The following is a 12,876-nucleotide window of genomic DNA, read 5'->3' on the forward strand; positions in this document are numbered from 1 at the left end:
ATGGGAAAAAGATTGCATATCGCAACCAAGTATGAATGTGAGTGGTCTGATATGACCGCTTTCAACTGGAAAATCGAAGAGTTCCATGACCTCCTTTCTGCTCTTAACGTGAGCTATACGGGAGAGTCCTGGGATGATGAGTTTGAAGTCAGCAAGGACGATTGGCAAAGAGGGATTGACACCCTCCGAGAGTATGACAGCCTTGATGACGATGCAAGGAATGACATCGACGAAGCCTTGAACGCCCTGGAATGTGAGCGTGAAAAGGTTTTGAAGATTATGGAGCAATTCATGGAACAGTCAGCACCTAATTGGGGGTATATTGAGTGTTCCTTCTTCTAAAGAGAACGACAATGGAAAAAATCGAGCAACATGACATCGAGACCGGGCAGTACATACTATCCGTTCTCAGCAGCCGACTGGATATAGTGTCATCATGGGGATTCGACCCAAAGACACTTAGACCTATTAAGGCTGGCATCCAATTCCATGTGCAAGGATTCAAGCACACCGGGAACGTACAAGTCAAGTTGAATGAGGGAGCGGATTTGTTTGAAGTATCACTTATCTCCGAATCTGGGGAAACGGTAGATACACACGAATCCATTTACCTTGACGAGCTAATTTCTACAATAGATGACGCTGTGGAGAATGTCGAAGGCTACGAAAAGAGAGTTTGTGAAGAATATCCAAATCTCGTAGACCCCGACAATCCTGAGAAAATCAGACCTGTAGAAGTTATCATTCTCTAATAATGCTGGACGGGAGAAATCTGTCATTCTGTGAAATATCGGATTTTGGCAGATTTACCCCTCCTTGATACGGATTTTCAAATACAAGACGACCGTCTAACAAACGAAAACCATGTTAAAAAATGTATAAAACAGATGTGCTGTATGTGGCTTATCTCAGAGTAAGTACACAACGGCAAGGATATTCAGGATTAGGACTTGAAGCACAGAGGGAAATCATACAGAATTACCTTCGTGAGACAAAACCGATTTTTGAGTATGTTGAAGTAGAGAGCGGACGCAAAACTGACAAAGGGCGACCCAAACTGAAAGAAGCATTATCACAGTGCCGGACATACGGAGCAAAGCTGATTGTAGCAAAGCTCGACCGACTTGCTAGAAATGTGAGCTTCCTTTCCGCTCTACTTGAATCTGACGTGGAGATAGTCTTTTGCGACTTCCCACAAGCGAACAAGATGGTACTGCATATCCTGGCATCAATCAGCCAGTATGAGGCAGAACTAATCTCTACTCGCACTAAACAGGCATTAGCAGCAAAGAAAGCCAGAGGATGCAAGCTGGGCAACCCAGAGCATCTGATGGATAAACATAAGGAGGCTATTGCTAAGAGTAACGAGACCAACAGGAAAAAGGCGGAGGACAACCCGAACAACAAAAGGGCTGTCGCTATGCTGAGAATCCTGGCAGCACAGGGCAAGACACTTTCTGAAATGACCGATACACTCAACAATGAGGGGTTTGTAACCTCGCAGGGACATGAGTTTCGGGTTTCACAGGTGTATGTCCTGCTTAAAAGGTATAACATAAAATACTGAAATGGCAAAGAAGAAAGTATTATTCACTGTCTATGAGACAGACGCTTGGCATAGTACGGCCAAAAAGCGGTTCAAGGGGATATTCACCTCCAAGACCGCTGCCGTCAATGCCATTGTGAAGAACCACGAAATAGATGACCATGAGTTCTTTGAGAGCATCCACGAAATGATACCCCTGACAAAGAGGGAACGAGAGGCCGAAATCAAGCGGCGACTCCGTAAGGACTTCGAGGACAGCCTTCAGACACAGGGCTATAGCGTCAACTATGAAATTGAAGTTATCAACTTAAATGAGTGGGACTGATGATTAAGAAACTTATTAACCGATACTATGAATGGGTATGGCGTGTAGCCGAACCATCATGGTACTAAAAACGAGATTGTTAATTTTATAACAGAACAGAATTATGGAAAAAGACATCAACAACCAGGGTGGAGCTACCATCATTACGCTTCATCCTTCCAAAGTGGCAAAGGCTCTTATTTACAGCAACGAGCAGAGAGCCACAATCAAGAGACTTATCAATCATGGTTTCAAGCCGCACCATACAGCGGTTGGAACTGGTAAGACTGGTGAACAGAATTGGGGCGTGGAGAAGTACAATGGACGTTGGGGCAAGGGGTTTAAGATGGTGACAAAATCGCCGTTCTCACCTCAGTTCTCCCATCTGACCTATTTCACTATCGCCTAAAGAAAGGAGGTTGATATGCCTAACTGGTGTTTTACCTCCTACGTCATAGACGGAAAGAGAAAAGAAGTTCAGAGCTTATTTAGCAAAATGAACAACTTGGAAAAACGCAGGAAACCTTTAGTTGACAATGGCTTCGGGAAACAGTGGCTGGGATGCCTGGTCACAAAACTTGGAGCAGACTGGCAGAAGGTTTATTGCAGAGGATCCTGGGACAATCTACATTATGAGGGTGGAACTCTCACCTTCAGTACAGAGACAGCCTATGGACCGATGAATGAGGTTTTCAAACTCATTAAAGACATCTATCCTTCCTTGCAGATATACTATTGTGCCGAGGAGGATGGATGGGGCTACTACGCGACCAACGACACTCAGGGAGTACATTTCCCAGAGCGTTTCAAGGTCGAATCTGAATGGGAAACAGAGTACCCGACTAGTATTGAGGATGCTTGTAGTTGTGTATCTAAGCTTATTGGAAAGGAAGTCAAGACCAGAGAAGAGCTTGAAAAGGCTATTGAGGAATGGAACGACAATCTGAGCATGGACGATGATGACAAGCGAATCTACTTTCACGAATACAAAGTTGAGGAAAATGAATACCTATGAGTTTAGTGTAACGGTAGAAGGCTCGACATTCAAGACTTACACACAGTCGAACAATCCGAGCTATGCCTACCAGAAAGCCAGAAGATTATATCCGACGGCAAGTAATATTCACTTAATAAGATTAGTAAATAATGAGTATATTCACAGACAACGCAGATTTCTACCCGACACCCAATGAGGTGATTGGGCAGATGATGATGGGCGAGGACTTCCTTGGAAAAACCATTCTTGAACCATCAGCCGGGAAAGGAAACATCGTGGACTGGCTTAAAGCGAATGGGGCAGGGAGAGTTATCGCCTGTGAAAAAGACCCGAACATCCGCAAACTGCTTAACGGCAAATGCGAGATTTTAGCTGATGACTTCCTAACGGTCAAGTCAGAGGACATCAGCCATGTAGACTATATCGTAATGAACCCACCTTTCAGCGAAGGGGCAAAGCATATCCTTCATGCTTTCGACATTGCCCCTGCTGGCTGTACTGTCATATCACTATGCAACAGCCAGAGCGTGAGCAGTGGGTGGCGTGATGACAAGACCAAACAGAGACTCATTGAGACTATCGAACTGTATGGCCTCGAAGAGTACCTTGGTAATGTCTTTGACAAGGCAGAACGCAGAACCAACGTATCTGTATCACTCGTCAAGCTCTATAAGGGCGGTACTGGAGAGAATGAGTTTGCAGACTACTTCTTCTCAGCAACCGACGAGGATCTGGTCAACATGAACCAGGAGGAAGGTATCATGCCCTACAACCTAGTCAGGGATTTGGTTAACCGTTATGTTTCAGCCGTGAAGCTCTTTGATGACACATTAGCAGCGGCACAGAAGATTAACGAGATAGCCCAATACCCAGACGCAGGGGAGTATGACTATCTCCCTGTCAGGTTCGGAACCATAACAGGTGGCTACGACTGCAAAGAGAAGGTTATCACCCATCAGCAGTATAAGAAGGAATTGCAGAAATACTACTGGCGGCTGATATTCAAGAAGCTGCACATGGAGAAGTATGCGACAAAGCATCTTCGTGAGCAGATTAACAAGTTTATAGAACAACAGAAGAACGTGCCTTTTACAATGGGAAACATCTACCGTGTCATCGACATGGTGATACAGACCAACGGACAAAGGATGCAGAAGGCACTACTGGAGGCGTTTGACCACATCTGTTCGTTTTCAGCAGAGAACTCAACAGCTGGGGAGAAATGGAAAACCAATGCTAATTACATGGTTAACAAGAAATTTATCATCCCCTATATGTGCGAAGGCTACTATTATCAGAAAGAAGCAAGGCCAAAACTCTATATGAGGTATGGCGGCTATACTGAGGAAATGGAAGATGTCTGTAAGGCATTGTGTTTCCTCACGGCTACAGACTACGACAAGCTACCATCCCTGAGAGACTACAGCGACGGGGTGTGTTGGGGAGAGTGGTTCGTATGGGGATTCTTTCGCTGCAAGGGCTTCAAGAAGGGAACCATGCACTTCGAGTTTCTGGACGAAAACATCTGGTTTAAGTTCAACTACGAGGTGTCGAAGCTCAAAGGCTGGGAATTACCCAAGAAGAAAGCAGCATAAGTCAAATCTATAAACATCAAGAATTATGAGAAGATCAACAAGATTTCTGCTGAGGGTTGCAATAACAATAGTGGCGTATGTGCTACTGACAGACCCTTGGCCATTAAACAAGAAAGAGTATGAGTAAGAAACAGACAAAGTTTGTGCTACTCCTGGACTATGCAGGAGGTACCCTAATCAAGATCCAACTGACAAAGAAAGAACAGGAAGAGTCCCTGGAATACGAGGACTTTGAGGACTTCCTTCACACTTTGGAAGATAAGTATGAATTCCGCTTGCGTAATTGCGAGTGGATGAGTGTAGACGAAATAACAGAAAGAGAATATGGATTCTAAGAAAGACCCGATGGAGGTACTGAGACAGGAAGTTTCAGACTCCAAGATGCTTGATTGTTATTTCCACCAGCTTGTACAAGAGAAAGGTGGAATATCAGCAGAGGACATACGAGAGTTTATGACTAACTATGTGATGAAGCATAGTGACACAGAAACACTTGTAGATGAATTAGACCTGGAGCATGTCAGAGCTTGTTCAGAATGTGGAAAACCGATGTATGAAGGATTCTGCATTGAGGACGGTGCTGAATACTATTGCTCCGAGGATTGCCTACATAAGCACCTGTCAGAAGAGGAATACAACGACCTCTATGACGAAGGACGAGGCAGTTCATATTGGACTTCATGGTTAGACTGATGATTATGGAGAATATCAAACGACAACTGGAAGAACTGAAGGAAAAGGTAAAGACTGCCATTGTTTGCCTTACAAAGCAGAATTGTGAGGTTGAATTGGGTGTACTTCAAATAAGGCAGTCCTTCAGCTACTATGATGAAGAAGTGTATCATGTAGAGAAAGCTTATATCGACCCGGCAAAGGGTATGGTTAGGCTACAGCTATTTGAGTACGCAGATTCTATCGAACTGAAAGAGTTTTCTGTCGAGGATCAAATTGGGATTTATGAAGAATTGGAAAAGACCTTCAGGAACCCAAAGTATGATTATCGCATAGAATACTATTAACTATCGAAAGGGGAGCATATCGGGAATGCTATGCTTTTCTTTTTTTTCATTGCTCAAATGTTCAAATATGTGCTGTTTATGGGCGTTTGGAGTTAAAAAAGCATATAAAAGGGGACAGAGAGAGGCATTTTCTTGGTTATTTGGAAAAAATACGTTAAATTTGCAGCCGTTGGCTGCATCCGCTGTTGTAGGGCGGCGAAGCTGGCATACATATAAATGGCGTTTACAACGCTTGACGATACTGCTCTCTAAAACTCGCACCTTTAGACGGAATCGTTCAGGGCAAAAGCCTCGAAGTTCCTCAGTTGGTTCAAGCAAATGTAGATGCTATGTTGGTATGATTATACCCTATGGGATTGCTGTGTGTGGTTCCGTTGGATATTCATATAGGCATAGTACACTCTTGCATTTGCTGTCCCGACACTGAGGAAAGGCGAATGCGAGTTGCCTGAGAGCATAGACGGACAGCGGAAGTTTGGATGTCTATGCCTTCTTTGTATGTATTAGATATAGTTAGTAGTAGTTTGTCTAGTTTGGGCATCGCTAGCATAAATATCGTCGGAGCAATCTGGCCTAAACTGATAAACTATTTATGGAACATAAGAAAACGCTAAAAGATTTGTTTGAGAGCCGCAAGAACGAGCTTTCAGAGAAACTATCAACCCTTTCTCTTCCTAAAGATGCGTCAAAGATCCAATCTGTAGTAACGGATTACTTGAACGACCTGTTTGATTCTGACGGTGAATTTCGCCAGAATTTAACTCAGTCCGAAGACTTTATCCTTCAGGCTGCAATGTCTTTACTCAATGCCCAACAGTCAATGATTGGGGAGTTCTCTTTGCCTAAGTTTGCAGAGGGGAAAAAAGATAGTGAAGATAAGCAACAGCCAGAAGGCATACCTGTTTCTAACTTCGGTAGTTCATTAAAGAAAGAACAATATCCTTATGTGGTTGGAGGTACAACTGTCGGTGGTGCAGCAGGTGCTTTGATTTTTGGAACCTGGGGAGCCGTATTCGGAGCCATTGCAGGAACAGCATTAGTTCTCTATTATTCTTCTCAGCTTCCACAAAATTCCAACAAGAATAAAAAGGTTCCACCACAAGCTAGAATCGAAGCAAAGCCTATTGTCAAAGAGCAGAAGATAAACGTAGATGTATTTACTAATATCGTGGGAAGTATTTGTGATAGTGTTGACACGCTGATACAAACATTCCGTGCTCAGATAAACCGAGTTGTTGACAAATATGAGAGTATTGAAAAGCCCTCACTTGAACAAGAATATCGTTTCTTGATTGAAGGAATACAGACACTTATCGGCTACAAGCGAACCCATGCAGATGATGATAAATACACGTCAAAACTGCAAATGCGTATCGAGGATTTAGCTGAAACGCTCGAAAACTACAACTTAACCGTTGAGGATTATACGGAAGAAAACAAGTCCTGGTTCGAGGCAGTTGAAAGTTCTAAAGTAGATACCCCTAAAATGGTGTACCCTGCAATAGTGAAAAATGGCAGCATTGTCCTTCAGGGCAAGGTGTTCATACCACAAAAATAAACAATTATGGCAGATATTCTTTCAATTATAGATTCACTGTTGGAATATAAAATAGAACAAGAACGCTTTATGAAAGATAATGAGAAAAGGAAAATCGAATATGTGATAGGCATAGACCTAGGTCATGGTGAAACTTCGGCAGCTCTTTGTCCCTTGCAATGGGATGTGCTTCCTAGTCAGTTGGATCCTGCCAAAGATTTGGAAATGGGTGGAAACAAGAAGGTGATGCCTTCTGCTATCACAATTTTGGATAATGGAAACGCATACATAGGTGATGCTGCTTTCAACCCAGAAGTCCTGCGGCAAGCTGAGGTAAGAGTCTGTTTCAAGAAAGCACCCAAAGACATTAACGGCGAATCTGAGAAACTTATGATTCGCTTTATGAAAGAGGTTTATAAGAGAATACGTGAGAACAATTCTGGACTTCTTACAGATACTAACCACTTGGTATATATCGCAACTCCTTCAGGTTGGGACAAGCCTACACAGGATTTGTACCTTCAGATGGCAAAAGAGGCAGGGCTTCCAATTGCAGGTCTGACAAAGGAATCCCGTGCGGCTTTTGTTCGCGCCCAGCATGACACTACATCTGGAATCGGAAGAAACGTAGATAAGGGTGCTATCGTTTTTGATATGGGTTCTTCTACACTTGACTTTACCTATATGAACAAGAATCTGCCTAATCTCATTGATTTTGGTTATGATTGTGGTGCGTCAGCTGTTGAGAAAACCATTTATGCAGTAAAGCGTGAAGAAGAAGATTGCATCCAGGAGTTTGAAAAAAAGTTTCCAAGACTTGTTGACTTCCTTGTGTTTGAGGCAAGAAAAGTTAAGGAGCAGATATATATAGACCCAACTCTTCGGGTTAAGAAAACTATCAACTTTGAAGATATTGTTGATGACGAGGACTTAGAAGATGAACGCTTTAGATTGGTATTTCAGCCAGGCGATTTGAACGAGCTGCTTACCGAGAAAGGCTATATCCAACAGATTGCCAATGCTATGGCAGACTACAGAGAAAACCATATCAAGGGACAAAACATTTTTGGTGTATTTATGACAGGTGGAGCCTCTCGAATGGACTTCTTGAAGCCTCTTATCTGCAAATACTTCGGAGTAGAAGAAAGCCAGGTCTATAGAGACCAGGATCCTTCTCTTACCATTTCTCAGGGTGTTGCAGAAGTTGCACGTATGGATATGAGAACTGAAGGAATGGACGAGGGACTTGGCTCTCAGATTGATAAGTTGATAAATGGGAACAAGATATTTGATACTTTCGCAGAGAAGTTTGGTGCAGAGGCATTTGAACTTGCTACTCAAATCATTGCCACCAATGTTACAATGTACAAGGATATAGAAAATGATGTAAGTATAGATGCCCTTAATTCTTCCATTGAATCTGACATGAAAGAACACATGGGAGAATTAACATCAAATGTTTCCGAATATGTCAAAAATGCTATTCTTGAATGTACCTCTGACATCAGAAAGAGAGTTGATGATATAGTTGCAGTTTATACAAGCCAAGGTAATGACATCAAACTACCCACGTTGAGTGTCCCCAAAATAACAATGGGAAGCATCAGCATTAAGCCTGTTCTTGACAAGATTGCTAAAGAACTAGCAGAACAAGCTTCTACATGGAGTACAGGCGGTGCATTAGGTGGTGCGGCTGCTGGTGCAGCTATTGGTAGTGTAGTCCCGTTCTTCGGAACAATAACAGGAGCTTTAATTGGCGGTGCTATCGGAGCCTTTAGCGGTGACAAACCCACTTTGGCCGAAGAAAAGGCAAAGGACAGAGATCGTGACGAGCGACTAAAGATTTTCAATGTTGTTGATTCCGAATGGGAGGACATCAAGAAAAATGTTCAGAACACGATTAACAAGAATGTAAAAGGAAACAACAAGATTCGTGAGGTTGTTAAGAAGGTGACTTCCGACTATCTTACTGCATATAAGGATAGTCTGCAAAGTTCAAGAATACTCATTGACTAATCTGTAATAGTATGGATAATGAACTGCAAGCATTTGAGCCAGCCGCCAAAGCTTTAGCAGCAACGGCTGTTTCGCAAAGTCTCTCGTTCTGTATGGAGCGTAAATACCTCCAGAACATTACAGACGAGGAAAACCAGTTGTTTGATATAAAAGCCATCCCCTCAACATCAACAACACAGGCTACATGGATTGAGATTCAACAGGTAGGTAGACCCTTAGAAAAGTCTGCTGAAAGCTGTTTTACGGCCATCCAGAAAATCCTTTATTCATGTTTCCTTCCCAAAGAAATGCAGCTTCTATTCCTAGTCACAGGCAATGGCAAGGAAAACAAGCTCTATTTGGGACTTCGTTCACCACACAAGGCACTACCTCCTAAAAATATGGTGAAAAACTTAAATGAATTCATAAAAGGGGTATGGCCAGGGTTGCAAACAAAGGTGATAAGTGAGGACGATTCGGCTTTGGAGAAATTCAAGGAAAACGTAAGAAACGAAACCTATGAATATACCTATGCCCTGACTGGAATCCCCTCAATGGACACTCAATACAAGACTCTATATCCTGCTACTATCGACAAACTCATTGCAGGTACTAACCAATGCAAGAATTTCGCCTACTTGGTTGTAGCTGACCCTATTGTTCCTAGTGATGCGGAGGGAATGTTGTACCAATGTAGGGAAATGAATGGTCAGGCAGAATCGTTGAAGTCAATGAATGTAACTGAAGGGCTGTCAAGTGGCACCTCTACAACACAGAGTACATCACATACTGACGGCACATCCCAAAGTCACAGTGTAAGCATATCCAAAAAAGATTTCACTAAGGTTGGCAAGGTTGCAATGGCAGCTACAGGTTTAGGTGCTGCTGCTTCATTCTTCCCTGCTGCTGGTGCAGTATTGGAAGGCGTGACCGATGCAGCGGGGGCGGTTGCAACTGGAGCTATGAGTTTGATGGGATTTGCTATGGCCTCTAATGTGATAACAGGTCTCATGCCTCAGAAAACTGTTTCTGATACAGAGGGGACTAGCTCTAGTGACACGACTTCCACTTCTTTCGGAACAAACGAAAGCAAGTCTCAGAGCATAAGTAGAAATATCGTGAATAAACATATAGAAGCTGTATCTGAGCATCTTTTCTATCATTCAAAGAGAATTGAGACTGGAAAGGCTATCGGACTATGGAAGGTTGGCACATATATAATGGCAGACAAGAAATCCGACTTACAGGGAGCCGGGCTTCAACTACGCTCTATACTCAGCGGACAGGAAACCATCTTTGAGCCGATCCGAATACATGATATTACAAGCGTCCTCGAAGCAGAACAAGAAAAAGGGCATAGCTACAGAGAGCTAACCATTGGCAATTTGGCTTCTCCTGTTATCACAGTAAACAATGTGACTGGTAAGATATTTGAGCATCCACTAGGTGAACATTTCAAAGAACTTAAAACGGTTCTCACCACAAAGGAATTGTCCTACCTCATAAATTTTCCCCTACGCTCAGTTCCCGGCATTAGCGTGGTAGACAGTTCACCAGAGTTCAACCTTAATCCACAAGAGGAACAGAATGGAAAGGGAGATATTGGTTTTGGCAAACTATTATATGGAGGATCTGAAACGAACCTAACATATAGCATACCTATGAACCAGCTTACCAGACACACATTGGTTTCTGGAATAAATGGTAGCGGAAAGACAAATACTATTCAGGCTGTTCTTAATCACATGGAGGAAATACCATTCTTAGTGATTGAGCCTGCAAAGACTGAATATGTGGATTGGGCGTTGGACTATAATAAAAAGCATCCAGACAAACCTATAGACATCTATATACCGGGTTGTAAAAAGTACAAAGGCGATTTTGTCCCCAAGGCTCTTCGTCTAAATCCCTTTGAACTAGTTTGGCTAAATAAGGAGCAAGAAGTGAATGTACTGACACACATTGACCGCTTGAAGTCTACATTTGCTTCTGCTTTCCCCATGTATGATATTCTCCCCGTGCTGATGGAGGATCTAATCTATACAGTATATCAGCAGAAATCTACAGACTGGCTTAATAGTGAACCTGTGTTTGGAAAGACAATGTTCCCGACGTTAAACAGCATGAGCGTTTGTGTAGACCAGGTGATAGAACATCGTCAATATGAGGATAAGGTGCAGCGTAACATGAAAGCCTGTCTCAACACCCGAATAGACAGCCTAAAAAGAGGATGGAAAGGCGAAATGCTGAATACCACTAAATCTACAGCATGGCAAGATTTGTTCCAGGGCAGATGTGTAGTAAATCTATCGTATGTAGGTGATGATGTTGACAAAGCTTTCTTTATGGCTTTGCTCCTTCAGTTCCTATATGAGTATCGTTCAGCCCAAGCAGAAATCGGCGAGGTTGACTATAACGAGAATGGTTGCAAGCATTTGACAGTCATCGAGGAGGCACACCGTGTAATGTCAAGATGTGAGAACCAAGAATTGCCCCAGTATAAATCGGCAATGATGTTCAGCAATATGTTATCTGAAATTAGAGCCTATGGTGAAGGGTTAATCCTTGTTGATCAAGTGCCAACAAGATTGATTCCAGATGCAATCAAGAACACGAACTTGAAAATCACTCACAGGCTTGTCGCAGAAGATGACTGCAAGGCCATCGGTGAATCAATGGGATTAAGTGACGAACAGCGTAAGGTTATCCCTAAATTGCTGACGGGACAGTGTATTGTTTCCAGTTCACTATCGACTGGAACCTATTGGGTTAAAGCAGACAAAGTAAAATGAGTAGGCCATGATAGAAGAATATGAAGATATTACGCTGAAGGAAGGTTCCGAACAGACAGACGAACTAACACGCCTCAGTGATAGTCAGCAAGCCTATCTAAAGGAGGTTAATGTGCCTTCAGAAGATTGGACCAAGATGACTGATGAACAGAAATCTGATCATTTGGATATTGTTCAAGCCCGCATCGAGGAACTAAAAGTAGATAATCTGGAAAAGGTGAGCAGTACAAATCTGCTTTCACCTGAAATGATTGAGGACTTAAAGATACGGCTTGAAGCTCCTAATGACATGGTTCAGATTGAGCAGGTTTCCGATGTACTTGCGAATTGTGAGGAAATCAGATTTGAGAACTGGCAACATCTTGAAAGAAGTGAGAAGGTTGACGTTCTTAACCAACTTGAAACCAAAATCGCAAGTATTGAGCACAGACCACCGTGCCCTATAAAAGATGTCAAGTTAAAACCAGGCTTGTGGGGTGGATATAACCCTGTTACCAAGACTATTGATATTAACCGGGACTATATTGATAAATCGGGTAAAGATTACTATTTCTATTCTGAGATAGTTGACACTCTCGTACATGAAGGCCGTCACGCTTACCAAGACTATAATGTAAACGAAAGGATAGTCCACCCACGTCATAGTGAAGTGGAAAGTTGGTCAGATACAATGGCTGGCGGCAAATGGGGCTATTGGGGTGATTGTTCAAACGAGTTGGGACAACGCCTGTATGAGCAACAGTCCGTAGAGATAGATGCCCGAAATTTCGCTGCTGATGTTATTTCGAGAATGGAAGATAAGATTGAAGATGGAAGTAGTCATTCTATGGCAAAAAGCATTTCCTTTGAAGGAGTCAATGATTCAAGGGACATTGCAAAGTCAGAACTGCTTTCGGAACTCAGTTCTAACCATATTTATCCTGGTACTGTTTATACAGATAATCTTTGGGGTGGATTGGATTCTTTCTCTGGTAATCGTGTCCGTGATGCTATAAACAGGGCAAGAGACAACGGTAGTATCTCTGATAGCACATACAAGCATCTTATAGACAAATTAAAGCAAGCATGTCATCACCAAGCATAAAAATGAA

The 12,876-nt window shown here is 42.7% G+C and carries 14 protein-coding genes; all 14 read left to right on the top strand.

Annotated elements, in window-relative coordinates; all coding sequences use genetic code 11:
• On the top strand, positions 1-342 hold the full coding sequence (locus tag M1L52_RS09030; protein ID WP_248614646.1) for a hypothetical protein: 342 nt from the start codon (positions 1-3) through the stop codon (positions 340-342).
• Positions 343-353: 11 nt separating this feature from the next.
• The gene (locus M1L52_RS09035; RefSeq protein ID WP_248614647.1) at positions 354-752 is read left to right on the top strand and encodes a hypothetical protein; all 399 of its coding nucleotides are present in this window, start codon (positions 354-356) and stop codon (positions 750-752) included.
• Between the two features lie 122 nt (positions 753-874).
• Positions 875-1,567 (top strand): recombinase family protein, encoded by a 693-nt coding sequence (locus M1L52_RS09040; RefSeq protein WP_248614648.1) that lies wholly within the window; start codon positions 875-877, stop codon positions 1,565-1,567.
• A 1-nt stretch (position 1,568) separates the two neighbouring features.
• Entirely contained in the window at positions 1,569-1,871 is a 303-nt protein-coding gene (locus M1L52_RS09045) for a hypothetical protein (RefSeq protein WP_248614649.1), read from the top strand.
• A 103-nt stretch (positions 1,872-1,974) separates the two neighbouring features.
• Positions 1,975-2,259, top strand: a complete 285-nt coding sequence (locus M1L52_RS09050) for a hypothetical protein (RefSeq protein WP_248614650.1) — start codon at positions 1,975-1,977, stop codon at positions 2,257-2,259.
• 87 nt (positions 2,260-2,346) lie between these two features.
• On the top strand, positions 2,347-2,865 hold the full coding sequence (locus M1L52_RS09055; protein ID WP_248614651.1) for a hypothetical protein: 519 nt from the start codon (positions 2,347-2,349) through the stop codon (positions 2,863-2,865).
• Between the two features lie 131 nt (positions 2,866-2,996).
• Positions 2,997-4,442, top strand: coding sequence for a class I SAM-dependent methyltransferase (locus M1L52_RS09060; RefSeq protein ID WP_248614652.1), 1,446 nt, complete (start codon positions 2,997-2,999; stop codon positions 4,440-4,442).
• A gap of 119 nt (positions 4,443-4,561) precedes the next feature.
• Positions 4,562-4,777: a hypothetical protein gene (locus tag M1L52_RS09065; protein WP_248614653.1), complete on the top strand. Its 216-nt coding sequence runs from the start codon at positions 4,562-4,564 to the stop codon at positions 4,775-4,777.
• Positions 4,767-5,135, top strand: a complete 369-nt coding sequence (locus M1L52_RS09070; RefSeq protein ID WP_248614654.1) for a hypothetical protein — start codon at positions 4,767-4,769, stop codon at positions 5,133-5,135. The genes M1L52_RS09065 and M1L52_RS09070 overlap by 11 nt, the downstream gene beginning before the upstream one ends.
• 5 nt (positions 5,136-5,140) lie before the next feature.
• Positions 5,141-5,461, top strand: a complete 321-nt coding sequence (locus M1L52_RS09075) for a hypothetical protein (RefSeq protein ID WP_248614655.1) — start codon at positions 5,141-5,143, stop codon at positions 5,459-5,461.
• Between the two features lie 592 nt (positions 5,462-6,053).
• Positions 6,054-7,019, top strand: a complete 966-nt coding sequence (locus M1L52_RS09080; protein ID WP_248614656.1) for a hypothetical protein — start codon at positions 6,054-6,056, stop codon at positions 7,017-7,019.
• A 6-nt stretch (positions 7,020-7,025) separates the two neighbouring features.
• On the top strand, positions 7,026-9,014 hold the full coding sequence (locus M1L52_RS09085) for an Hsp70 family protein (RefSeq protein ID WP_248614657.1): 1,989 nt from the start codon (positions 7,026-7,028) through the stop codon (positions 9,012-9,014).
• 92 nt (positions 9,015-9,106) lie between these two features.
• Complete coding sequence (locus M1L52_RS09090; protein WP_248614658.1) at positions 9,107-11,785, top strand: ATP-binding protein; 2,679 nt, start codon at positions 9,107-9,109, stop codon at positions 11,783-11,785.
• Positions 11,786-11,792: 7 nt separating this feature from the next.
• Positions 11,793-12,869 carry a hypothetical protein gene (locus M1L52_RS09095; protein ID WP_248614659.1) on the top strand — a complete coding sequence of 359 codons (1,077 nt, stop codon included), beginning with the start codon at positions 11,793-11,795 and terminating at the stop codon, positions 12,867-12,869.
• Positions 12,870-12,876: the final 7 nt, after the last annotated feature.

Origin of the sequence: Prevotella sp. E13-27 (assembly GCF_023217965.1) — a bacterium.
In the GTDB taxonomy this organism is placed as follows: domain Bacteria; phylum Bacteroidota; class Bacteroidia; order Bacteroidales; family Bacteroidaceae; genus Prevotella.

What these genes read in the sequence shown, in the direction of transcription:
- M1L52_RS09030 (WP_248614646.1), top strand. Translation starts at nt 1, where the DNA reads ATGGGAAAAAGATTGCATATCGCAACCAAGTATGAATGTGAGTGGTCT.
- M1L52_RS09035 (WP_248614647.1), top strand. Translation starts at nt 354, where the DNA reads ATGGAAAAAATCGAGCAACATGACATCGAGACCGGGCAGTACATACTA.
- M1L52_RS09040 (WP_248614648.1), top strand. Translation starts at nt 875, where the DNA reads ATGTATAAAACAGATGTGCTGTATGTGGCTTATCTCAGAGTAAGTACA.
- M1L52_RS09045 (WP_248614649.1), top strand. Translation starts at nt 1,569, where the DNA reads ATGGCAAAGAAGAAAGTATTATTCACTGTCTATGAGACAGACGCTTGG.
- M1L52_RS09050 (WP_248614650.1), top strand. Translation starts at nt 1,975, where the DNA reads ATGGAAAAAGACATCAACAACCAGGGTGGAGCTACCATCATTACGCTT.
- M1L52_RS09055 (WP_248614651.1), top strand. Translation starts at nt 2,347, where the DNA reads ATGAACAACTTGGAAAAACGCAGGAAACCTTTAGTTGACAATGGCTTC.
- M1L52_RS09060 (WP_248614652.1), top strand. Translation starts at nt 2,997, where the DNA reads ATGAGTATATTCACAGACAACGCAGATTTCTACCCGACACCCAATGAG.
- M1L52_RS09065 (WP_248614653.1), top strand. Translation starts at nt 4,562, where the DNA reads ATGAGTAAGAAACAGACAAAGTTTGTGCTACTCCTGGACTATGCAGGA.
- M1L52_RS09070 (WP_248614654.1), top strand. Translation starts at nt 4,767, where the DNA reads ATGGATTCTAAGAAAGACCCGATGGAGGTACTGAGACAGGAAGTTTCA.
- M1L52_RS09075 (WP_248614655.1), top strand. Translation starts at nt 5,141, where the DNA reads ATGGAGAATATCAAACGACAACTGGAAGAACTGAAGGAAAAGGTAAAG.
- M1L52_RS09080 (WP_248614656.1), top strand. Translation starts at nt 6,054, where the DNA reads ATGGAACATAAGAAAACGCTAAAAGATTTGTTTGAGAGCCGCAAGAAC.
- M1L52_RS09085 (WP_248614657.1), top strand. Translation starts at nt 7,026, where the DNA reads ATGGCAGATATTCTTTCAATTATAGATTCACTGTTGGAATATAAAATA.
- M1L52_RS09090 (WP_248614658.1), top strand. Translation starts at nt 9,107, where the DNA reads ATGGAGCGTAAATACCTCCAGAACATTACAGACGAGGAAAACCAGTTG.
- M1L52_RS09095 (WP_248614659.1), top strand. Translation starts at nt 11,793, where the DNA reads ATGATAGAAGAATATGAAGATATTACGCTGAAGGAAGGTTCCGAACAG.